The sequence below is a fragment of the Halogeometricum sp. S3BR5-2 genome (assembly GCF_031624635.1).
In the GTDB taxonomy this organism is placed as follows: Archaea; Halobacteriota; Halobacteria; order Halobacteriales; family Haloferacaceae; genus Halogeometricum; species Halogeometricum luteum.
The window spans coordinates 465,963-488,244 of the sequence record NZ_JAMQOQ010000002.1; the positions used below are offsets into that span (position 1 = coordinate 465,963).

At 67.1% G+C, this 22,282-nt stretch carries 15 protein-coding genes; 7 read left to right on the forward strand and 8 right to left on the reverse strand.

Annotated elements, in window-relative coordinates:
- Window positions 1-66: 66 nt before the first annotated feature.
- From NDI79_RS08865 to NDI79_RS08885, 5 genes are all read right to left on the reverse strand, one after another.
- Entirely contained in the window at window positions 67-1,458 is a 1,392-nt protein-coding gene (locus NDI79_RS08865; RefSeq protein ID WP_310928113.1) for a CARDB domain-containing protein, read from the reverse strand.
- Entirely contained in the window at window positions 1,455-2,657 is a 1,203-nt protein-coding gene (locus NDI79_RS08870; protein ID WP_310928114.1) for a metallophosphoesterase, read from the reverse strand. Before NDI79_RS08870 ends, NDI79_RS08865 begins: the two co-directional genes overlap by 4 nt.
- Window positions 2,658-3,059: 402 nt before the next feature.
- Window positions 3,060-4,196: a hypothetical protein gene (locus NDI79_RS08875; RefSeq protein ID WP_310928115.1), complete on the reverse strand. Its 1,137-nt coding sequence runs from the start codon at window positions 4,194-4,196 to the stop codon at window positions 3,060-3,062.
- 527 nt (window positions 4,197-4,723) lie between these two features.
- On the reverse strand, window positions 4,724-5,089 hold the full coding sequence (locus NDI79_RS08880; protein WP_310928116.1) for a DUF8044 family membrane protein: 366 nt from the start codon (window positions 5,087-5,089) through the stop codon (window positions 4,724-4,726).
- A 95-nt stretch (window positions 5,090-5,184) separates the two neighbouring features.
- A complete protein-coding gene (locus NDI79_RS08885) occupies window positions 5,185-6,705 on the reverse strand; it encodes a lipopolysaccharide biosynthesis protein (RefSeq protein ID WP_310928117.1) in 1,521 nt (506 codons plus the stop codon).
- Window positions 6,706-7,210: 505 nt separating this feature from the next.
- Between NDI79_RS08885 and NDI79_RS08890 the strand changes: the two genes are divergently transcribed.
- From NDI79_RS08890 to NDI79_RS08910, 5 genes are all read left to right on the forward strand, one after another.
- Window positions 7,211-8,545, forward strand: coding sequence for a glycosyltransferase family 4 protein (locus NDI79_RS08890; RefSeq protein WP_310928118.1), 1,335 nt, complete (start codon window positions 7,211-7,213; stop codon window positions 8,543-8,545).
- The gene (locus NDI79_RS08895) at window positions 8,542-10,473 is read left to right on the forward strand and encodes a heparinase II/III domain-containing protein (RefSeq protein WP_310928119.1); all 1,932 of its coding nucleotides are present in this window, start codon (window positions 8,542-8,544) and stop codon (window positions 10,471-10,473) included. Before NDI79_RS08890 ends, NDI79_RS08895 begins: the two co-directional genes overlap by 4 nt.
- Before the next feature lie 163 nt (window positions 10,474-10,636).
- Entirely contained in the window at window positions 10,637-11,410 is a 774-nt protein-coding gene (locus NDI79_RS08900) for a glycosyltransferase family 2 protein (RefSeq protein WP_310928120.1), read from the forward strand.
- A gap of 112 nt (window positions 11,411-11,522) precedes the next feature.
- On the forward strand, window positions 11,523-12,521 hold the full coding sequence (locus tag NDI79_RS08905) for a DUF1616 domain-containing protein (RefSeq protein ID WP_310928121.1): 999 nt from the start codon (window positions 11,523-11,525) through the stop codon (window positions 12,519-12,521).
- An 82-nt stretch (window positions 12,522-12,603) separates the two neighbouring features.
- Window positions 12,604-14,436, forward strand: coding sequence for a hypothetical protein (locus NDI79_RS08910; RefSeq protein ID WP_310928122.1), 1,833 nt, complete (start codon window positions 12,604-12,606; stop codon window positions 14,434-14,436).
- A gap of 672 nt (window positions 14,437-15,108) precedes the next feature.
- Here the strand turns inward: NDI79_RS08910 and NDI79_RS08915 are convergent.
- Both NDI79_RS08915 and NDI79_RS08920 read right to left on the reverse strand, forming a co-directional pair.
- Window positions 15,109-16,212, reverse strand: coding sequence for a glycosyltransferase family 4 protein (locus tag NDI79_RS08915; RefSeq protein ID WP_310928123.1), 1,104 nt, complete (start codon window positions 16,210-16,212; stop codon window positions 15,109-15,111).
- On the reverse strand, window positions 16,209-17,393 hold the full coding sequence (locus tag NDI79_RS08920; protein WP_310928124.1) for a glycosyltransferase: 1,185 nt from the start codon (window positions 17,391-17,393) through the stop codon (window positions 16,209-16,211). The genes NDI79_RS08915 and NDI79_RS08920 overlap by 4 nt, the downstream gene beginning before the upstream one ends.
- A gap of 241 nt (window positions 17,394-17,634) precedes the next feature.
- Between NDI79_RS08920 and NDI79_RS08925 the strand changes: the two genes are divergently transcribed.
- Entirely contained in the window at window positions 17,635-19,395 is a 1,761-nt protein-coding gene (locus NDI79_RS08925; protein WP_310928125.1) for an asparagine synthase-related protein, read from the forward strand.
- Window positions 19,396-19,562: 167 nt separating this feature from the next.
- Window positions 19,563-20,987 carry a sulfatase gene (locus NDI79_RS08930; protein ID WP_310928126.1) on the forward strand — a complete coding sequence of 475 codons (1,425 nt, stop codon included), beginning with the start codon at window positions 19,563-19,565 and terminating at the stop codon, window positions 20,985-20,987.
- A gap of 234 nt (window positions 20,988-21,221) precedes the next feature.
- On the opposite strand, the gene NDI79_RS08935 is transcribed toward NDI79_RS08930, so the two are convergent.
- Entirely contained in the window at window positions 21,222-22,214 is a 993-nt protein-coding gene (locus NDI79_RS08935) for an alkaline phosphatase family protein (RefSeq protein WP_310928127.1), read from the reverse strand.
- Window positions 22,215-22,282 lie beyond the last annotated feature (68 nt).

The window sequence follows — 22,282 nt, forward strand, 5'->3', positions numbered from 1 at the left end:
TCGCCGGCGCGAGAACCTCCCGCGCGGGCGGAAAGAGAAGAAGCGTTCGGCGAGGGTGCTGCTGCGCTACTCCTCGCGCCGAAGCGTGAGCCAACAGACCAGCAGGCTCATCGCCGCGAGCGAGACGACGAAGCCGAAGCCGGGCGTGGAACCGCTCGTCTCCGTGCCGCCGGCGCCGACTTCGGTGTTTACCTCCGTCGCGGGCGCGGCCGTCTCCTCCGCCTCAGTCGCGGACGCCGCCGTCGGCGTGGCCGTCGACTCCGCCGTCGCGGCGGCCGTTTCGGTCGCCGTCGGCTCGTTCGCGGCGACGGTCACGGTGCCGGCGGCGATGGAGTTGACGCCGAGGGCGTACGTGCCGGGGGTGTCGAAGGTGATGGAGAAGTTCACCCTGCGGCTCTCCCCCTCGTCTATCTCGACGGCTCGGCTGTACTCCGTCTCGTTGCCGTCGACGTACAGTCGCGCGTCGAACTCGCCGTCGGCGTCGCCGGAGTTCTCGACGAGCGCCGAGACGAGCACCGCGTCCCCGACGCTCCCGTTCGTCGCGTTGAGTTCGACCGACTCGACGGAGAACTCCGGTTCGTCCGCCGAGTAGCCGCCGCCTCCGCCGCCGCTACTCCTGCTACTGCTGTCGTCGTCATCGCTGCTGCTGTCGTCGTCATCGTCGTCGCTGCTACTGCTGTCGTCGTCCTCTTCGGCCGGAACCGGGGTTTCGGTTTCCGTTTCGGTCTCGGTCTCAGTCTCCGTTGCCGTCTCAGTCGCGGTTTCCGTTTCGGTCTCCGTAGCCGTTTCAGTCTCCGTTTCGGTCTCCGTAGCCGTTTCAGTCTCCGTTTCGGTTTCTGTCTCCGTTGCTGTCTCAGTTTCCGTCTCGGTCGCGGTTTCGGTTTCTGTCTCCGTAGCCGTCTCCGTCTCGGTCTCGGTCTCGGTCGCAGTCGGCGTCTCGGTCTCGGCCGCCTCGACGCTCACGGTCACGTCGTTGAACGTTTCTGGGACGACCGTCTCGCCGTCGGCGGAGGCGAACTTCGTCTCGGACTCGTCGAACGAGAGCGCCGCGCTCTCGCCGTCCTCGCCGGTCACTTCGAGCGTTATCTCGGCCAGCACGGGACCGTCGACGTTCGACCCGCGAATCTGGTTGAACGCGACGCTACCGTCCTCGTTGTCGACGTTCGCGATTGGGTCGCCGAAGTCGTCGCTCCCCGAGACGTCAGTCACTTGGACAACGTCAGCGTCGTAGGTGAGCGTCGTCTGATAGCCGCTCACGTCCGTGGCGTCCGCCCACACGCTCACCGTGACGGTCTCGCCCGGTTCGGCGGTGAGCGTCCCGTCCGGCGACGACGTGACCTCCTCGCCGACGCTGATGGTGGAGGCGGTCTGCGCCCCGACCGGGGCCGCGCCGGCCGGTAGACCGACGAGCAGTGCGAGGACGACTCCGAGCACCAGCGCCCGGTTCGCGCCGCTCATTGTCCCCCCTCGCTGATGTTCCGCACGCGAATCGCATCGCCGATGTCCACGTCGCCGTCGTCGTCGACGTCCGCGGCCTCCGTGTCGATGTCGACGTCCTCGCCGGCGATGGAGCGCTGGATGGCTTCGACGTCGTCATCGTCCACGTCGCCGTCGCCGTCGGCGTCGCCCGCGAGCGGTCCGTCCGAAGCGGACCCGAAGCGGGCGTCGAAGTCGAGGTCGAAACCGAACTCGCTGTCCCCGTCTTCGAGGTACTCGTCCTCGCTGGGCGAGTACGTCTGGACCTGAATGCGGTCGGGGTCGTCCCCGCTTCCGCCGCCCGGTTGGAACCGAATCTGTCGGAGCAGTCCGTACCCGCCGTTGTCGCGGTCCTGGAAGTTCGACAGCAGTTCGTACACATCCTCGCCGTCGTCGTTCGAGGAGACCTGGTCGGCTTCGCCGTCCCCCCTGTGCCAGTGGCCGCAGAGGACCATGAACACCTGCGAGTTCGGCGAGATGAGCTCTTCCCACACCGTCTGGCCCTCGGTTCCGATGCCGTTCTCTTCCTGTACCTGCAGGGTCCGGCGCTGCGGGGAGTCCCGGAGGTACGAGTGCGTGCTGACGATGGTCGGTCGGTCGGGGTACTGTTCGAGGACGCTCTGCGCCCACCCCAACGCGGTCGAGGCGTCGTCTATGTCCCCCGGAATCTCCCACTCCAAGGCGAGGTGGAGGAAGTCGTAGCCGCCCGCGGAGAACAGTTGGTAGCTGTTGAGGTCCTCCGGTCCCGCGTTCTGGGACGCCCCGAAGTACTGCCGGTAGTTCTCGATGGACGACGTGCGGTCGCCCTGCGTCGCCCAGTCGTGGTTGCCGGGGAGCGTCGAGAAGGAGATGTCGTCGAGGGGTGCGAGCGCCTCCGCCATGTGCTCCCACTCCGCCTCGACGTCGCCGTTCTCGACCACGTCGCCGAGGTGGCTGACGTGGACGATGTTCTCCGAACCGACGTTGTCGACGACCCACTCGGCCTGGTCCCGCGGATACGACGTCCTGTCCTCGGCATAGAACTGCGTGTCGGGGAGGGCGACGACCGTCCACGGCTCCGCGCTCTGAGCGGCCCCGGCCGTCGCGCCGATTCCCGCCAGCGTCGCGCCCGCACCCAACGCACGCAGAACGGTTCGTCTCGTCGGACCCGACCACCCCGTCGTCTCGGGGTCGACAGTCATGCTATCACGCGTTCACGTCGCAGGTCGGTCCGGCAGGCGGCCGCCCGCGCCACGGTGCGTCGGCGCGTCGCCCGAGACTGCTCTGTCGGACTCGACCGCGCGCCGTAACCACTGTGGGGACTCGTTGATATTCGGCTCATAGGCGCTTCTTATCTCGAATGTAATTCCTCGTTGACGGATAGTTATATATGAGTTAAGTACGCGGCGCCGAATCGACGCTTCGTGTTAATCGGAGTGCCACGTATCGGTCCCCGTCGGCGCCGCGAGAATTGGTCTCCCTAACGAACGCGCCAGACCGGTCACTCGGGCTCCGACACCCCCGATGCGGACGTTCCCGTCGATAAAGGGGAGGCTGTCACCGAGCATCGTCTCGGACGCGGCTTCGATTTCGGTCCGTTCGAATCAGTCGGACGCTTCGACTGCTCTCCGCGGTTCGAGCGAGTCTATCATCTCGACGACTTCGGTGTCGAGTCCGTGCTCGGTCCAGTTACGCTCCCGCGGGATTCGGGCGCAGTACGTTCCGACGTCCTCGAACAGTTCCTCGAACACCTCGCGTTCGCGCCGAATCACCTCGTCCAGCGACTCGATCATGGCGCCGTCGCCGACGAGGGAGTCGTAGGCGTGGAAGTACTCTCTGAGCCGACCGTCCCACTCGAAGTTGCAGATGGAGGTGATTCCCTTCATCGCCTCCTCGGTCGAGAGGGGTTCGCTGGTGACGTGACGGTTGTTGGGCGCCGCCTGCAGGAAGACGATGTTGTCGACCGAGGAGCGTTCGACGTACTCGGCGGTGGAGTACAGCGAGCCGACGTCCGTGAAGTCGCGGCCGTCGTCGGAGAGGAACTTCCCGTTCAAGTAGAGAAGCGCCGTCGCCGGCAGTTGATCCGCACCGCCGAACCGGTCGTCGACGTACTCGTGGACCTCGTGGCGGAGTCGGTCCTTCAGCGAGTCGTGCGTGAGTTCCACCTCGGAGAACGACTCGATGTTGTAGGGCTGGAGGTTCACGCCCAACGGGTAGCCGAACGCCTCCCCGTCCGCGCCGACCCAGAGCCGGTCGTCCGAGAGGAAGTTCGCGCCCTCGCGGAGCAGGGAGAGGAGCGTGTTCGTCTTACCGGCCCCGCGCCAGGCGGGGAACAGCGTCGTCTTCCCGTTCAACTGGACTCCGGAGGCGTGTACGAGCGCTCTGCCCTCCTCGACCATCCGCTTGCGTATCTCGAACTCCATCGGGTAGATGGCGTAGAACGGCTCGAATCCCGGCGTGACTTGGATGTGGTCCCATCCGGGGGTGACCGCCATGAACGAGGTGCCGTTGCGGATTACGAACTGCTCGCCCGTCCAGCCGTAGTAATCCTTCGGGTCGCCGAGGACGACGTCGGGGTCGACGTCCTTCGTCGTCTCCTCGATGACTATGTCGGGTTCGCGCCCCGGCGACGCCACCCGGAAGTGGTCGTACATCTTCCGAAACTGTTCGTCCGTCCGTCCGCCGGAGCCGCTCACCTCGACCAACAGACCGTCGAAGAACTCGTAGTGATGTTTGTTCATATCTGTAGACTATAGATTCTCTGCTGGAAGGCGGTCCGTGAGTTCGGAAACCTCATGACTGGACACACGCCCAGAGTCTATATTGTTATACAACCCAAAAAGCGTCAGTCCGAATTCTGGTCGGATTAGCATCAGGTTTCCTGCTTCGTCTACCGGTGAGATACCGTCCCACGGAACGCCGCAAACGCTCCGTTTCGACCCCGGAACGCCGACGTACGGGCTGATACTCGTCCGTCGCCAGCCTGCCGGGCGAGGGGAGGGGTGCGCTCCGCCGCAGTCGCCCGGTTGGGTCCCGGCGCGCGCCGCTCGGAACGCTCTCGACGCCGCGACGAACTGGCGACGGTTCCCCCCTCGCCTTCACAGCGCGGACATCCCCCCGCCGCAGGTCCGGCGGTTCCGCGGGCCCGCGTCGGCGTTCGTCGCGACTCCGCGACGTCGACGGCGGTCGCTGGAGGGAGAGAGCCGGATAAGCGTCGGAAAACGAGTCAGCGAGTCCGACCGGGAAGCAAGAAGTGAGGGAGCGTACTTCAGGGCAACAGCACGGGGAGCTGTCGGAGGACCAGATAGCCGAAGACGACGAACCCGGTGCGCACGACCCAGTTGAGGCGGCTCCACCAGGCCGGGATTCGGTCGGTCGGAGCGAGGACGGTCCGGATGGCGAGGAGAGCGAGGAACGAGACGACGAAGTATAGCTCCGGCGTCCACATCTCCATGGCGAACAGGGCCACCCCAAGAAGCACCATCGCCGCCGCCTGCGCGACGGCGAAGATACGGAACCGCTCCCCGCCGTCGGACCACTGCTGTCGCTTCGGCGTCGCGGTGCGGTAGCCTCCCGACCCGTCGGGTGCGATCCGTTCGGTCTCTTCTCCGTCAGACGTGCTGTTCTCGTGCATTGTGTCTCTTCGTCATCGGTTTTCGTTCGTGCGGACGTTCGTGTCGGGCGGTGTTCAATATTTCGACTGTCATGAATTTGTGCCGAGAGGGGGTTTCAGATCATGTCGCGGATGTCTTTGATGTCGTGGAGGATGTTCCAGTTGATGCGCGAGTCGAGCACCACGACGGCCGCGGCGTACGTCACCACGCCGATGAGGACGAGGACGATGAGTTCGACGAACGCCGGAACCGACGTCACGACCTGTCGGGTCCAGTAGACGGCGGCGCCCATAAACACCGCCGCCGGCAGGGGGTAGGCGAACTCCAGCAGTAGCCGTCGGAAGTCGGCCTCGACGGACTTCGCCGCCAGGTAGGTGTCGAGCGGGAACATGATCACCGCGTAGACCGCCGTGATGACGAACGCGGTGCCGGTGAGGCCGTACTCGACCGTGGCCGGGTAGATGGGAATCGCCATGAAGACGATGGCGACGAGTTGGAGTTTCACCAGGTAGTCGGGGTGGCCGGTCGCCTGCCAGACCGACCCGTACGCGGAGACGAACCCGCGTATCATCCCGTAGACGGCGAGAATCTGCATCGGGACGACCATCGGCATCCACTGCTCGCCGAGGACGGCCTCGACGAACGTCGGCGCGACCATCGCGATACCGATGGCCATCGGGGCCGCCAGGAACGAGGAGATTCGCACCGTCTTGTAGAACGCCGGTCTGAGCCGGTCCAAGTCGCCCTGTATCTCCGAGTAGGCCGGGAAGGAGACCGACGAGATGACGTGCGTCACCTCCGTCGCGGGCGCGTTCGAGAGCCGGTACGCCATCTGGTAGAACCCGAGCGAACTCGCCGCGAGGAGCCATCCGACGAAGTGGTCGTCCCCCTCGTTCCGGATGTAGTTGGTGATGCTCGCGCCCGTGATCCACTTACCGTAGTCGAACATCTCGCGAGCGCGTTCGACGTCGAAGCGCGGCCGCGGACGGTAGCCGTGGAGGATGTAGGACAGAATCGTCCGAATCACGTTCCGGGCGAGGTAGCCGACGACGAGCGCCCACGCCGTCGGACTCCAGAGCGCGTACGCGAACGCGGCGATGAAGTACGCCGCCTCCCCGCCCACGTCGTACACGAACTCCTTGTGGAAGACCAGGTCCTTCCGGAAGTAGAGTATCGCCGGGTTCCGAAGCCCGAGGACGAGCGGTCCGAGCGCCATCACCGGAAGGATGTCCACGACGACCGACTCGCTGTAGAAGCGGCCGATGAAGGGGGCGCTGAGGTAGAGTAGTCCCGCGAGGACGGCCCCGCGAACCGCGTTCATCATCCACGCGGTGTCGAGGTACGGGTCGACGTTCGACTCCCGGTTGTAGATGAGCGCCTCGTCGAGGCCGAGTTTCGAGAAGCGCTCGAGGCCGATGATGACCAGCATGCCGATAGCGACGATACCGAACGCTTCCGGCGTGAGGAGCCGGGCGAGCAGAATCGCCGTCAGGAGCTGGAAGACGCGCCCGGAGACGTTGAGCGCCGTCGCCCAGATTCCGCCGGTGACGGCCCGCTCCCCGAGCGTCCCGCCGGGCGTGAGCACCTGCTTGAGTCGGACGAACGCGTTCCGGAACCAGTCGATGATGTTCGGCATCTACCCGGACACTCTATTCTGCCTGTCGGTTTCGATCCGGTCACCGTCTCCGCACCGCCGACCGCGGACGCTCCGGTCCCGCCCGTCCCGCGTCCGCGGGCCGCCTCCGTGAGTACGGAGGCGACGCGGGGGCGATTCCGGTACGCGACCGATTCGGACAGTCTCGTTCATGTTTTTCGTCAGTTGTGATTTTAGCCAGTTAGTTAATTAGTGTAAACCCGGACTGAACGACTCGTAAAACCGAGGAATCAAGTCCGTAACGGTCGTACCCTCCGATAACGGGTAGGTGGGTCGATTACGCCTGAATGTCGGCTAACGGCTACCTACCCCGCGAACGGTCGGTCAAAATACATAGTAGGAGCGAATTAACAAACCCGAATCATATCTCATACTTCGTTCATGGACAGAAGATTCTCCCGAGACGCGGGGAGGCCTCCGTCGCCCTCCGTACGCGGTGGTATCGCACAGAGCCGCGCCGGCGGGCGCGGAACGGAGACGCTCGACGATGGCTGACTCGCGCGACCGCATCGTCGTCGTCTCCCAGCAGTTCCCGCCCGACACGAGCGGTCACGCCTCGCGGATGCGTGACATGACGACGAACCTCCAGCGGATGGGCTGGGACGTCGACGTCCTCGTCCCGCCGCCGAGTTTCCCCCACGGGGAGTTCGAGCAGCGGTGGAGCCGAAGCGAGACGCGGGAGATGGACGGGGTTACCGTCCGTCAACTGTGGAGTTGGCAGCCGACAGAGTCCGACCCGCACGCCCTCTCGCGGCTCGCGTACTACATCACGTTCGCACTTCACGCGACGCTGTGGCTGCTGTTCAACGCCCGCCGATACGACGTGGTCCTCACGACCACGCCGCCCATCTTCACCGGGATGGCGGGGTTCGTTCCCTCGCTCACCGGTACCCGGTGGGTCGTCGACGTCCGTGACCTCTGGATCGACGCCTCCGTCTCCCTCGGCTTCATCGAGGAAGGCGGGATTCTGGAACGGGCCAGCCGGGCGTTCCAGCGGCGGGTGCTGAGACGCGGCGACCGCATCGCCGTGACGACCGAGATGCTCGGCGAGGAACTCTGCGAGCAGTACGGCGGGGAGTTGGCCGAGAAGATGCTCGTCGTCCCCAACGGCGTCGACATGTCCCGGTTCGGCGTCGAAGTCGGGTCGAAGGACGCCTCGAAGGTTTCCGTCCCCGCCGGCGGCGCCGACTCCGCCGAGTCGACCGGCTCGCCGTCGTCGGACGAGCGCCCGGTCATCGTCTACGTCGGGAACATCGGTCACGCGCAGGACCTTCCCGCCTGCATCCGCGCGATGAACCTCATCGACAACGACGCGGAACTCAAACTCGTCGGCGGCGGCGACACCGTCCCGCAGCTCCGACGGCTCGTCGAGGAGGAGTCCCTCGAAGACCGGGTGACGTTCGTCGACCCGGTCCCCCGCGAGGAGGTTCCCGAACTCCTCTCGGAGGCGGATATCGGCATCGCGCCGCTCGTCAAGGACGAGGAACTCGCCTACGCCATGCCGACGAAGGTGTACGAGTACTTCGGCTGCGGGCTCCCCATCGTCGTCACCGGCTGCGGCGAACTGCGGCGGTTCGTCGAGGAGTCCGGCGGCGGCATCCACGTCGACAACGACCCGAGTCGTATCGCCGCCGCGTTCGACAGACTGCTCGAAGACGAGGCGCTGCGCACCGAAATGGGCACCCGCGGGCACGAGTTCGTCCGGACGCGGTACGACCGCCGCCGCATCGCCGAGCGGTTGGACGACAGCGTCCGGCAGCTCATCGGGAGGCGCGGACCGGCCGACGGCTCCGCGCCGGCGGCCAGCCGTGATCTGTCGTGAGCGGCGACTCCTCCTCGCGCCGGTTCGCGGACGTGCGGACGCTCTCGCTGCTGTTCCGGACGGTGTCGAACATGGAACCCAGACAGCTCGCCGGCGTGGCCGACCGGAAGCTCCGACACGCCGTCGTCCCGCGGTCGCCGGTCGATTTCGACGCCCGGTACGACCGGCGAGTCCCCGACGACCTCACGTGCACGCCGGGACCCCTCCGAGCGAACACGACCGTGCTGCGCCGGAGCCTCTCGGACGCGGACCGCTCTGACTTCCGCGCCCGCGCGGCCGAGGCGGCGGACGGCGAGGTCACCTTCCTCGACCGCACGATTCGCGTCGAGGGCCCCGACGGGGTCGGGTGGCACAGCGAGGCGGTGTACGAACCGCCGGCGCTCTGGGCGCTGAAGTTCCACGGGTTCGAGTTCCTCCGAGGGGCGTACCTCGGCCACGACGACCCGACCGACTGCCCGGCCGCGACCGAGACGTTCCCGCGCTGGATCGCCGACTGGCAGGCCGACGAGAGCACGGACATCGGGACCGAGGCCTACCTCCGGCGCGCGTGGACGCCCCACTCCGTCTCGTTCCGCCTCCTGAACGCGGCGCGGTACTACGCGTGGGTCGGGGCCGACGAGCGGCATCCGGCGCTCGCGGAGCGGTTGCACCGCCTCCTCTACCGCAACGCCTCGTTCCTCTCGAACCACGTCGAACACGACATCGGCGGGAACCACCTCATCGAGAACGGCATCGCCCTCGTGGTCGCGGGACTGCTGGTCGACGACGCCGGCGACCCATGGGTCGACGCGGGCGTCGAGGTGCTGGCCGACGCCGCCGACCAGTTCCTGGCCGACGGCGGCCACTTCGAGCTGAGTCCGATGTACCACGTGCTCACGCTGACGCGGTATCTGACCGCGCTCGACCTCCTTCGGCGGTACGGGCGGACGCCGCCGGCCGAGATTCGAGAGGCCGCCGAGCGGGGGACCGCGTTCCTGCGCGCCATCGCGCCGCCGGACGGGCGGCTTCCGCTCCTCAACGACTCCGTCCACGGGGAGTCGCTGTCGCTCCGGGCGTGTCTCCGCTACGCCAGCGCGGTCGGCGTCGACCCCGGGCCGTCGACGACGACGGCGCTGCCGGACTCCGGCTACTACTGGCTCGGCCGGAGGGACGACGCGATGCTGGTCGACGCCGGCGGAATCGGCCCCCCGCACCTCCCGGCGCACTCGCACAACGACCAGTTTTCGGTCCTGCTGTGGGTCGACGGCCGGTCGGTTCTAACGGACACCGGGACGTACGAGTACGCGCCGACCGACAGGCGACAGCGCACCCGGAGCGTCGCCGCCCACAACACGGTGCAGTACGGCGACGTCGAACCGATAGACATCGCGGGGAGCTACCTGATGGGCCGGCGCTTCGACCCGAGGGTACGCTACGGCGTCGCCGACGGCGTCACCGCGTTCGACGGCGCCTACCGGCGGACGGGTCGCGACGCCTACGCCCACCGCCGCCGCATCTACGCCGCCGACGACTGGTGGCTCGTCTGGGACCGCGTTGCCGCCGACGAGGCCCGCCCGGTCCGCAGCAGACTCCACGTCGACCCGGACATCGCCGTCGACGCTCCGGCGTCCGCCGACGCAGACGCGGGCGCGGCCGGCCTCGAACTCCGGCCGGACGACGGCGACGGCGCGGACCCGCTCGCCTACCTGTACCCGCTCGACGCGGCGGAGACGACCGTCGGGACCAGCCCGTACTTCCCCTCGTTCCTGACCGAGGTCGAGCGGCCGTCGGTCACGCTCCGCTCGTCCGGCGCGGACGTCTCGTTCGGCTTCCTGTTGTCGACGCGCCCGCACGAGACCGTCGCGCTCGAACGCGACGGCGACGACCCGCGCGCGCTGTCGCTCGACGGGAGCGACCGCTCGCTCCCGGACTCGGACCGACTCTCCTGACTCGCGGCGTCCCCGGCGACGTCCACGAGACGCCCCGGGACGCCCGTTCGCGGGCGTATGCCGTCTATAACAATGCCCCGTCTGTCCCACCCTACGACCAGGACCGGCCGCGGCGCAGCGTCGCGGTCACGCACGGCGATTCGCCGTGCCGACGGAGACTGACATGGTAGACATCTCAATCATCATCCCGACGCTCGAAACCGACCCGACGTTCGGTTGGGAAGAACAGCTCGAAGCCGCGTCCGTCGAGGGGGAGGTCATCCTCCGCGGCGACGCGACGGCATCGGCGGCCCGGAACGAGGGTATCCGGCGGGCGAACGCCGACAAACTGGTGTTCCTCGACGACGACTCCGACCCGCGACCGGGCTACTTCGACCGCGTGTCCGCGCTCTTGGACGAGCATCCGGCGGTGACGGGTCGAATCATCGACACCGGCGCGCAGATAACCCGCGGGCTCTCCTCGCAGTACGACCAGGGCGCGGAGGGGCACGTCACCGACGTCGTCGTCGGCTGTAACATGGCCGTCCGGCGCTCCGTGCTGGAGGACGTGGGCGGGTTCGACGAACGCCTCCCGTACGGCCACGAGGAGACCGAACTCGCGAACCGCGTCTCCGAGAAGTACGACTTCTGGTACGACCCGGACCTCGTCGTCGCCCACCCGTTCGCGGACTCGCTGTGGGACTACTACGGCAAGGCCTACCGGCACGGCCGGGAAGCCGTCCCGTACTACCTCATCCGGGGAGAGAACGTCCGCCTGCGACTCCTCACGCAGATTCTCCTCCCGACGAACTACCTCGGCGACTCGCCGCGGGAGACGCTGTTCGAGGCGACCAGTCAGGTCGCTCGGTCGGTGGGGCTCGTCCACGGCTACCTGAAGTACGCGCGGGACGGACGGTCGGCGGCGTACGCCGGACGAAAGCGGACGATAGAAGAGTGACCGCATCCTCACCCGTTCCCCTCGCGTCGGCCCCCGCGAAACCGGTTTCTGGGGACGTTAGCCGCTTCCTACCGAGCGATGCTTTTAGACGGATCAGGTACATTCTCCAGCTATGGTAAGTCGCTCCCTCGGAGAGCAGGCGCCGGAGGCGAGCGCCGCGGCGGCGTTCCTCGACCTCGCCGTCGCCGCCGTCCTCGCCGTCGCCGCCTTCGGTCTCGCGGTGGCGGTCGGCCCCTCCGCGCTCCTCGCTCCGGTCGCAGTCGTCCTCGGCGCACTGTACGTACTCGTGCTTCCCGGGTACGCGCTCACCGCCGCGCTCTTCCCCGCGCGGTCGCCGTCCCCGGAGACCGTCCCCGTGAACCACCCGACCGTCTCCGCGGCGGAGCGGGCGGCCCTCGCCGTCGGACTGAGTCTGATGGCCACCCCGTTGGTCGTGCTCGGGCTGAACTTCACCGAGTTCGGCATCACGCGGCTATCCGTGCTCGTCGGACTCTTCGCCGTCGTCGCCGTCGGCCTCGTCGTCGCCGCCGTCCGACGCGCGAGAGTCCCGCCCCGCGAGCGGTTCCGACTCCCGCTCTCCCGCCTCACGGGCGGGCCCGGGGGTATCGGCTCCCTCCCGAAGACGCACCTCCTGATCGCCGCGTTCCTCCTCGCGTCGGCCGGACTCGCCGGCGCGACGCTCGCGGAACCGCAGAACGGGGAGCGCTACACGGAATTCTACTTGCTAACCGCCAACGGCGAGAACGGCACCCTGGTCGCCGACCAGTTCCCGTCGCAACTCAGCCCGACCGAACCCCGGTCCATCTACGTCGGCATCGGCAACCACGAGGAACGGACCGTCGAGTACACCGTCGTCACCGAACTGCAGCGGCTCGAAACGGTCGACGGTCAACGCCGCGTCGCCGCGGAGAGCGAACTCGAGCGGTTCTCCACGACGCTGCAAGCGGGCCAGACGTTCCGCGGGCAGCGCGAACTCAGGTCCCGTTCGTCGGTGACCGGCGAGCGCCTCCGACTCATCTTCCTCCTCTACCGGGGGTCGCCGCCGGAGAACCCGACGGAGGAGAACGCGTACCGCTCGACCCACGTGTGGGTGAACGCGACGGCGTCCTGAACTCTCGAACCATGAACGACAACACATTCGACCGACCGAACCGCCTTCCGACCGACCGTCCGACGAGCGGAGGGGCCGAACGATGAGCGCGTCGTCGGTCCGCAGACCGGACACGGGATGGGTCGTGACCGCCGGGTTCGCGCTCGTCGTCGCGCTGACGTACATCCTGTTCTCGACGCCCTCGGCGAGCGCCTACGAGATGTCCATCTACGAGGCGTACCCGTGGTACTTCTGGGCGCTGGCGGTGCTCGCGCTCCTCATCGGCCACTACGCAGTCCTCGAACGCGTCTTCGGCGGCGAGTCCGAAGGCGGGGCGTGGCGACTCGGCCTGCTGTTGATACTGGTCGTCGAGGCGCTCCTCCTGTTGCTCCCGTACTTCCGGGGCTACCCGGTGTTCGGGCGCGGGGACGTGCTGACCCACGTGGGTCAGATCGTCACCATTCAGGCGACGGGTATCGCCGGCCAGCAGGACATCTACCCGAACCTGCACTTCCTCGTGCTGAGCCTCTCGTACGCCAGCGGCGTCGAACCGATGCACCTCATCAACTCCGTCGGCGTCGTCATCTCGCTGTTCTCGCTCGTGGCGTCGTTCGCCCTGGTGACGACGGTGTACGACCGGACGCGCGCGTTCCTGTCGCTGCCGTTCGTGACGCTTCTCATCGGCGGGACGGCGCACGTGAACCCCTCGCCGTACCCGCAGAGCGTCCTGCTCGTCCCGTTCGTCCTCTACCTGTTCTTCAAAGAACAGCGGACCCGGTCGACGGCGGTGCGCGTCGCTCTCGTCGTCACCGCCGCGGCGATGGTCGTCTACCACCCCCTGACGACGCTGTTCCTCCTGTTCGTCTTCGGCGTCTACACCGCGGCGAAGTTCGTCCACGACCGGGGGCTGCTGCCCGGCGCGTCGGGGGAGTCCGGCGAGTGGCGTAGCGCGGTCGGCGCGACGCCCGTCGCCCACCTCGCGCTCGGGATGTTCGCCGCGTGGTACTTCGACTTCTCGCAGGTGACCGGGAAGATACAGACTGTCGTACAGACGTTCCTCACCACCGAGAGCGGGACGTCCACGCTCGACTCCTACAGTTCCACCGTCTCGGAGGCCAGTCCGGCGCTGATAGACCTCGTCCGTATCGGACTCGTCCAGTACGGCGTGTCGGCCATCCTGCTCTCGCTCGCGGGGCTCTACGCGCTCTGGGCCCTCTCGTCGGCGGAGCGCCGCCGCGACCTCGGCGTCTACCGGACGACGTTCCTCGGCGGGTTCGCGCTGTTCGCCGGCCTCGCGGTTCCGTTCCTCGTTATGGACCTCGTGGTCGGGTTCGGCCGACCGCTCATGCTCGCCCGCATCTTCGCCGCCCTGCTCGTCGGGTCGCTGTTCTACGCGCTCTACCGCTCGGCCGACGCGGGCGGCAAGCGTATCGTTCAGGTCGGCTGTTACGTCGTGCTGGCGTGTCTCGTCGTCATCAGTACGTTCGGGCTCTACTACTCGCCGTACGCCATCGAGCGGAACCACCAGGTGACGAACGCCGAACTCGACGGCGCCGACTGGACGCTGGAGTTCCGAGAGCCCGACAACCCGACGATACAGTACGGCATCAACCTCCGCCGGTTCCGCGACGCGCTGTACGGGACGGCGGGTTACACCGAGGACGAGGTGATTCCGGCGAGCACCACCGTCGGACCCCCGCCGCACTTCAACTACACCGAGCACGACACGCTGGGTGCGAGCTATGACGAGAATCGGTACATGATCATCACCCGGAGCGGACGCATCTTCTACGAGGAGATGTACCCCGACTACCGGGAGTTCTGGCAGTTCGACGACGGCGACTACGCGCGCCTCGAACGCGACGGGACGGTGTCGCACGTCTACGCCAACGGCGGCTACGACACCTACCTCGTCAACAGCACCCAGACCGCGTAGACCGACCGCGGCGGCCCTCGCTCGTCTTGTAACTGGCCTCGTTCTTCGATGCTCGACGCCCGACGCTTTTCGTTCCGTCACCGCCCGTCTCCGAAGACGGGCGCGTCCCCTCCGCGGGCGACGACGCGCCGGCGATTACGTCGCCGCGGCGCGTTTCGTATACCGACTCCACTGGGCGACGTGCCTTCCGGTACCACACCGCCGGGCACCGCTCCGTCGAGCATCGTCTCGGTCGGTCCCCCGCGGTGACACGGTGACCGTGTCTCGCCTCGCTCGTCGTTCGGACGACTTCGGGACGACGCGGCAGCGTCCGAGTCACTCCCGCACCGAACGCGGCCGCCGGACCGCTTCGACCGCGACCCGAAGACCCACTCCCTCGTGAGCGTCCGCTCCGTCGGAGGTTTCGTAGTAGAGGGGACGGCGTCCGCGGTGTGCGACGAGGAACTCGTTCGCGTCCGTCCGCGTCTTCGTCTCCGCGTCTCTTCCAGCACTCTTCGAACGCCGCCGTCGCACGTCCGGTTCTCGCGGGAGGCGCGTCGCCGCGCGACTCGCGAGGGCACGAGTCATCCGCTCGTCGACGGCCGAAGCGCCGAACGGCGACAGCCGTCGACTCGTCGAACCGTCGAGAGAAGAGCGTCCGGTCGGGAATCGTCGCGCGTCCGAATCTGCGGGCTACCGGCCGGAGACGATAGCGTCGATGGCGGCGACGAGTTGGTGCCCGATTGTCTCGGGGTCGTTCTCCGCTCGTACTCGCGTCCGGGCGTTCTCGCCGAGGCGTGCGCGGTCGTCGTCGTCCAGCAGTCGCGTCACCTGCGCCGCCACCTGTTCGGACGTCGCCTCCTTCAGGACGACGCCGGTCTCGCCGTCCTCGACCTGTTCGACCATCCCGTGAGCGGCGTTGACCATCGCGGGGAGCGCGGATTGCTGTGCTTCGAGCACCGACCGCGGGTAGCCGTCGATGTGCGAGACGTAGACGAAGGCGTCCGCGAGGGCGTAGAGGTCCGCGACGTTCTCCACGAAGCCGAGCGCGTGGATGCGGCCGCGGACGGCCGGGTCGGCGATGGCGTCGACCGCCGCCCGCACGTCGTCGAGGTAGGCGCCGCCGCCGGCGACGACGTAGGCCACGTCCTCGTGCGAGGCGAGCACGGACTCCATCCCCTCGACGATAGTGCGGACGCCGTCGTACTTGCTGGGGTATTTGAGGTTCGTCACGGTCAGCAGCACCGTCTCCGCCTCGATACCGAACCGCTCTCTCGCCGCCCGCGCCGACCCGTCCTCCCGGTCGGGGACGAGGGGCACGTGGACGACGTGCACCTGCTCCGGCCGACAGCCCGTGCGCTCGACGACCACGTCTTTCAGTTCCGCGGAGACGACGACGTAGCCGCGGGCCGACCGGTAGATTGCCTCGTCGAGGGCGTACGTGAGGTAGTATCGAAGCTTCGTCGCGAAGCCGTCGTCCTTCCCCGTCCGGTATATCTCCTCTAACCCCTGCCAGTGGTTGCCCTTGAAGCGGAAGACGAACGGGACGCCCCGGAGGACGCAGATGGCGGCGACGAGGAACCCGAGCAGTCCGAGGCAGTCCGACAGCACGGCGTCCGGCTTGGGGTCGCTGGTCAGTTCGAGCAGCCGAGTGACCGTGTTCAGGTTCCGTTCGAGGAAGCCGTCAGAGGGGTCGATATCGACGAGTTGGACCGTGCCGTCGGCCAGCGACAGCGGTTCGGCTACCTCGTGGGAGCGGTGCGCAGTCACCGCCGCGATGCGGAGCGCGTCGGTCATTCCAGCGCCTCGCGGTGGAGTCGGTGCACCCGTTCGGCGTGGTCGTCCCACGTCCACCCCTGTTCGAGGAGGCGCTCGCGCCCCTTGCGACCCATCTCCAGCAACCGTTCCCGGTCGCCGGCCAACTCGGTCAGCGCCTCGCGGAGCGCACCGGTGTCGCCCGGCGGTATCAGCACGCCCGTCTCGCCGTCCGCGACCTGTTCGGGGATACCCCCGACGGTTGTCGAGAGCACGGCCGTCTCCGACGCCATCGCCTCGTAGATGACGGTCGGCCGTCCCTCGGCGTGGCTGGGGAGGACGAGCACGTCTGCGACGGCCAGCCATCGGCGCAGTGCCATCGAGGTGATGCCGGTGTACACGTGGCGGGCGGAGAACCGACTCGACGCGAGGGAGCGCCGGAGCGTCCACTCCTCGTCGCCGCCGTGGCCCACGAACACGAACTCGGTGTTCGGGAGGTCGAGGTCCGGGAGGACGTCGGCCAGTTCGGGGATGCCCTTTCGCTCGCAGAACTCCCCGACGAACAGCGCTACCGTCGCGTCCGGGTCGATGCCGAGTTCCTCGCGGAGTTCCGTCTTCCGTTCGACGGGGTACCGGGAGGGCGTCGCTCCGATGGGAACGACTTCGACCTTCGAGCGCGGGACGCGCCGCGCGGCCTTCTCCGCGAGGGCGTCGCTGACGCAGAGCACCTTTTCCGCGGCGTCGAGCGTCTCGTCCACCTTCTCTCGCACGTCGTCGGCCAACTCGTCGTACTCGTTCATGAAGTGCCCGTGCGAGACGACGAACAGGGGGACGTCGTGCCGTTCGCAGTAGTCGACCATGCCGTAGCCGTCGAGGTAGATGTGGCAGGCGTGGACCACGTCCGGAACGTCGAACGTCTTCTCGACGTACCGGGGAACCCGCTTCGCGAAGGAGTCGCCGGCCCGTCCGTAGAACAGTCGCTTCGGCAGCAGGTAGAAGAACCGGGGGTGGTGGACGCCGTAGCCGTCCCACTCCTCGACTGTCGGGAGCATCGAATACTCCGAGTGTGGGCCGACCGGCGGCGCGAACGGCCGCGGCGAGACGACGTCGACGTCCATCCCGCGCCGCATGAGCGACTGGACGATCCGTTGGTTGAACAGTCCGATGTACGGATTGATGGCGTCCGGATGGTTGACTGCGCTCGCCAGAACGCTGTGAGTCATTGCGGTATCTAGGGTAGAATTCGCCCTAAGTTATATCACACCTACTGAACGAATCCTCGGGTCTGCGTCCCGCGCGACCGGGTCTCTCGGTGCCCCCGATACGCCCGAAAGCGGCAGACTGCGCCGGGCGTGCGAAGCTGCGTCGGCGTCGCAGCCATCGGGTCGCCTCCTCCGCATCTCGAACACGACGGGCGGATAGAGAGTAAGTAACTATTTGGGTAAGATAACTGAAGTATGCTACATGTCAGGATTGGTTGGAAGCCCCTCGCTCGCGGACTGCGAGGACGCGGCCGACGACACCCCCGTGCACGGCGTCTCCGAGGAGACCGAAGAGCGGACCGAGCGGGAGACCACCTCCATCTACGCCCGACTCCCCGTCTCCGACTCGAAGGGCGTCAAGACGCTCGTCGACGGCGACCGGACGCTGTTCGTCTACGGCGCCGTCACCGGACGCGAGTGGCGCGAGACGGACGACGAGCGACTCGTCGAGGAGTTCTTCGAAGAGCCCGTGGCCACCGCAGAGCGGACCGACGGGACGTTCCTCCTCGTGGGCGTCGACGACGGTGCGGACCGCCTCCTCGTCGCGACGGACAAACTGGGCGCCCGTTCGTGTTTCCTCGTCGACGACCGGCCCGCGTTCTCGACGTCGGTCGCGGCGTGTCTCCCGTTCGTCGACGACCCGACGATAGACGAGCAGGCCGTCTCGGACTTCCTCTTGATGGGGCTGCTCTGGGGCACCCGGACGCTCGTCTCGGAGGTGTCGATGGCGCGTCCCGCGACGGTGTACGAGTTCGAGGACGGCGAGTGGCGCGGCGAGCGCTACTGGAAGCCCCGGTACGACGAGGCCGACCCCGACGGCGCGTACCTCGACGAACTCGCCTCGCGCTTCAGGACGGCCGTCGACCGCACCGCCTCGACGCTCCCCGAGGAGGCGAGCATCTGGCTCTCCGGCGGGTTGGACAGCCGAAACACGAGTTCCGCGCTCTGTAAGTCGGCCGCCTCCGGCGACCACGAGTTCGAGACGCTGTCGGCGTACACCTACGACGCGAACCCGCCGACGGGCGACAACATCGAAATCGCCCGCGAGGTGGCCGACCGCCTCGGCATGGAACTCACCGAGTTGGACCTGCTGCCGTCGCCCGAGCGCATCGAGCGACTCGTCGACGTCTGCGGCGGGATGGTCGCCTGGCACATCACGAAGAACCTCTCGGGGTCGTACGACATCGAGGATTCGAACGTGTTCATGGAGGGCGTCGAGGGGTCGCTGTTGGGCGACCACCTCCTCCAGTCGCACTTCAGCCGGTACAACTCGGCGGTCGAGTCGCAGATAGCCAGCGAGGCCGCCCTCGACATCGGCCTCGTCGAGGACTGCCTCGCCGTCAGCGTCGACCCCGTCAGGACGTTCCGGCACGAGGCCGAGGAGAGCGACGAGAACACGTTCCACCACAAGGTGTTGGACATCCACTTCAAGAACTACTACAACCGCTGCGCGATGGCCTCGAACGCCATCATCCGCGACGTGGGCGGCGACAGGGTCGTCTACACCGACGGCGACTTCCTGGAGTGGTGCGCCCGCATCCCGACGAAGTACCGCAAGGGGACGTTCCCGTTCACGACGAAGATTCCGATGGGCACCTCGCGGGCGAAACTCGGGATGACCAAGCGCGTCGCCCCGGAACTCGCGGACATCACCTACGAGCGCACGAAACTGCCGCCGAAGTACCCCTACCCGGCGCACGTCCTCGGCTTCGTCGCCAACGTGGGCCTCGGACGGCTCCGATCGGAACAGACGTACGGAAACGGACAGCTCTCCGACATCTGGCTCCGGATGGACACCGACCTGGCCGACTGGGCCGAGACGTACCTGCGGCAGGCGGCCGAGCGAGACGTGTTCGCCGACGACCTTTACGACCTCTGGACGCGCCACCAGCGGGGGGAGAACCTCTCGCCGGTCATCGCCCACATCACGTCGCTGGAGTACTGGCTCGACACGTACCTGTGAGCCGGCAGTCGGCCGTACCGCACCGAGAGACCTCCCGCCGCCTCGCGCTCTCCCGACAGAACGCCTCCGAGACGCGCTCTGCGCGGAGTTAGGTGGCGGCTTCGCTTCACGAATCAACTTATGCACTGCAAAAATAAAGCCACCGAACGCATCGATACGGTAGAACAATGACCGACACTCGCCCAAACATCGTCTGGCTGAACCTGGACAGCATCCGGGCGGACCGGACCTCGCTGGCGGGGTACCACCGCGACACGACGCCGAACATGCGACGCATCGCGGAGGGCCCCACGAGCAAGGCGCTCACGAACTGCGTCTCGCACGCGATGTGGTCGCTCCCCTCCGACTCGTCCATCCTCACGGGCACGTACCCCTCCCACCACGGCACCGGCCTCTGGAACGACGTGCTGCCCGAGGGCATCACGACGATTCCGGAGCGGTTCGCCGAGTTGGGCTACCGAACGGTCGGCCTCTCGCAGAACGCCTACTGCAGCGAATCGACGGGGCTCGACCGGGGCTTTCAGGACTTCACCTGGATGGACAAGTCCAACCTCCTCCAGACCGCCGGGCCGAAGATACTGCTGAAGTACCTCCTCGGCATCCGAAAACACTCGGCGGGCTTTACCACCGACGCCAGCCGGCACCGGCCCGAGTTCATCGCCACCGAGTTGGCGAAGCGTCGCATCAGCGACTACGGCGGGTCCGACGAACCGTTCTTCATGTTCGTGCACACGCAGGGTGCGCACCTGCCGTACATCCCGCCGCTGCCGTACCGCGACGCCTTCACCGACGACATCGAGATGTCCACCGAGGAGGCAGCCGACGTCGCGTTCGACCGGAGCATGAACTACTACCGCGAGATAGCGAACGGCTGTGAGTTCTCGCCCGCGGAGAAGGAGGCCATCGACGCGATGTACGACGGCGTCCTCGCATACGCGGACCAGCAGGTGGGCGACCTCTACGACCACATCCAGTCGCTCGACATGGGTCCGACCGTCTTCGTCGTCACCGGCGACCACGGCGACCTCTTGGGCGAACACGGCGTGCTCGGCCACCAGTTCTCGCTACACGACGGACTGGTCAACGTCCCCACCGTCGTCCACGGACTCCCGTCCGTCACCGACCTCCCCGAGGACGCCTTGGTGCAGCATATCGACGTGATGCAGATGCTCCTCGACGAGGCCGGGGCGTCCGAGGAGACGCTGGCGGAACTGCAGGGCATCGACCCGCGAGAGGAGACGCGGACGTACGCGCTCAGCCAACGCGGCAACGAGACGTACGAGACGGCCGTCGAGCAGGTCAGAAAGCACAACCCGGACGCTGACCTCGACCGGTTCCAGTCGGGGTTGGTCCACGCCGTCCGCAGCGACGACTACAAGTGGCTCCGCGGGGACCGCGGCGACGAACTCTACCGCCTCGACGACGAGGACACCGACGTGTCGGCCGACAACCCGGACGTCGCCGACGACCACCGCGAGTTCTTCGAGACGTTCTCCGAGCGACTCGGCCGCGGCGAACGGAACGCCGAGCAGCGGGAGATGTCCGACGCGATGAAGAAACAGCTCTCCGACCTCGGCTACGTGATGGACTGATCCGCCGCTCCCGGTCCGTCCGACGCGCCGCTCCCTTCTCTCGGTTCCCTTCGCGCCGCCGCGAGTCCGCCGACGAGCAGTCGCGTCGTCGAGCGGCTTCCTTCCCTTCTCGACCACCGGACGGGGCCCACGCGGCGCTGAGCGGTCGCAGCGTGCGCTGGGCGCCGACGAGCGACCAATCACACGAATGCGGGCGGCGGACCGAGAAGGAGAGCCGTTCGGGCGTCGATTCGACTACAGGTAGCCGAGTTCTTCCAGTCGCTCCTGGACGTCGTAGTCCGCGTCGGTCTGTCTGGCCGTGTCGACGTCCGGGACGACTTCGCCGGTGTCGGTGCCGGTGGCGAGGGCCCACGGGACGCGTTTCAGGTCGGGGTGGACGAACCCCTCGGGGTGGCCGTAGCCGCCCATCTCCCCGAACAGGTCGCCGTGGTCGGCCGTGATGACGACGCGCTTGGCGTCGATGTTTTCGAGGAGTCTCCCGATGTCGTCGAGGACGAAGCGCAGGTTGTCCATGTACAGTTCCCACGCCTCCTCCCTGGTGGCGCGGCCCTGCATCATCTCGCGCCACGGGTCGTCCTCCAGCGGCGTCAGCGTCCGCTTCTCGCGGTGCGCCTCCGAGATGTACGGCGTGTGCGGCTGGAAGTAGTGCAGCACCATCCGCTCTGCGGGGTCCTCGCGCGCCATCTGGATGGCGTAGTCGGTGACAACCTCCGGCGGCGGGGCGGCGAAGTACTCGTCGTAGTCGTGTCGGTGTATCTGCAGGAGGTTCTGGAACGTCGACTTCTCGACCACGTCCCACTTCCCCGACATGAACGGGATGGCGTACGCCTTCGGCGGGAACACGCGGTCGTCGAACGTCTGCGGGACGAACGGGTTCGTCGTGACGAGCGACGTGTTCTCTATCTCCGAGCGGTACTCGTTGGTGAACGTCTTGCAGATCCACTCGTGGGAGGCGCTCCCGACCGACCAGATGGAGCTGACGAGTTCGATGTAATCGTACTCGGGGGCGACCGCCCGAAGGGCGTCCAGTCGACAGGCGTCGAGGACGATGAGGAGGTCCCACTCCCGTTCGTAGATGTTGGTTCCGAGGGGGTATCGAGTCGTGAGCGAGAAGTACGGTCCGTTGAACGCGCCGCGGAGGGACTTCAACAGGGCTTGCTTCGGACTGCTCCCGCTTTTGACTTCCGAGGGGAACTCTCTGAGCCACGCTCGGATGTCGGTGTGCATGTGGCTACAGGGTACGGCGGATAGCGGATATAGTTATGGAGCGTACAATTCTGAATTCGGCCCCCTCC

Excerpts from the sequence above, each read along its gene's own strand:
- NDI79_RS08870 (WP_310928114.1), bottom strand. The coding sequence starts at position 2,657 with ATGACTGTCGACCCCGAGACGACGGGGTGGTCGGGTCCGACGAGACGA.
- NDI79_RS08930 (WP_310928126.1), top strand. The coding sequence starts at position 19,563 with ATGACCGACACTCGCCCAAACATCGTCTGGCTGAACCTGGACAGCATC.
- NDI79_RS08920 (WP_310928124.1), bottom strand. The coding sequence starts at position 17,393 with ATGACTCACAGCGTTCTGGCGAGCGCAGTCAACCATCCGGACGCCATC.
- NDI79_RS08875 (WP_310928115.1), bottom strand. The coding sequence starts at position 4,196 with ATGAACAAACATCACTACGAGTTCTTCGACGGTCTGTTGGTCGAGGTG.
- NDI79_RS08880 (WP_310928116.1), bottom strand. The coding sequence starts at position 5,089 with ATGCACGAGAACAGCACGTCTGACGGAGAAGAGACCGAACGGATCGCA.
- NDI79_RS08890 (WP_310928118.1), top strand. The coding sequence starts at position 7,211 with ATGGCTGACTCGCGCGACCGCATCGTCGTCGTCTCCCAGCAGTTCCCG.
- NDI79_RS08885 (WP_310928117.1), bottom strand. The coding sequence starts at position 6,705 with ATGCCGAACATCATCGACTGGTTCCGGAACGCGTTCGTCCGACTCAAG.
- NDI79_RS08925 (WP_310928125.1), top strand. The coding sequence starts at position 17,635 with ATGTCAGGATTGGTTGGAAGCCCCTCGCTCGCGGACTGCGAGGACGCG.
- NDI79_RS08910 (WP_310928122.1), top strand. The coding sequence starts at position 12,604 with ATGAGCGCGTCGTCGGTCCGCAGACCGGACACGGGATGGGTCGTGACC.
- NDI79_RS08915 (WP_310928123.1), bottom strand. The coding sequence starts at position 16,212 with ATGACCGACGCGCTCCGCATCGCGGCGGTGACTGCGCACCGCTCCCAC.
- NDI79_RS08905 (WP_310928121.1), top strand. The coding sequence starts at position 11,523 with ATGGTAAGTCGCTCCCTCGGAGAGCAGGCGCCGGAGGCGAGCGCCGCG.
- NDI79_RS08935 (WP_310928127.1), bottom strand. The coding sequence starts at position 22,214 with ATGCACACCGACATCCGAGCGTGGCTCAGAGAGTTCCCCTCGGAAGTC.
- NDI79_RS08865 (WP_310928113.1), bottom strand. The coding sequence starts at position 1,458 with ATGAGCGGCGCGAACCGGGCGCTGGTGCTCGGAGTCGTCCTCGCACTG.
- NDI79_RS08900 (WP_310928120.1), top strand. The coding sequence starts at position 10,637 with ATGGTAGACATCTCAATCATCATCCCGACGCTCGAAACCGACCCGACG.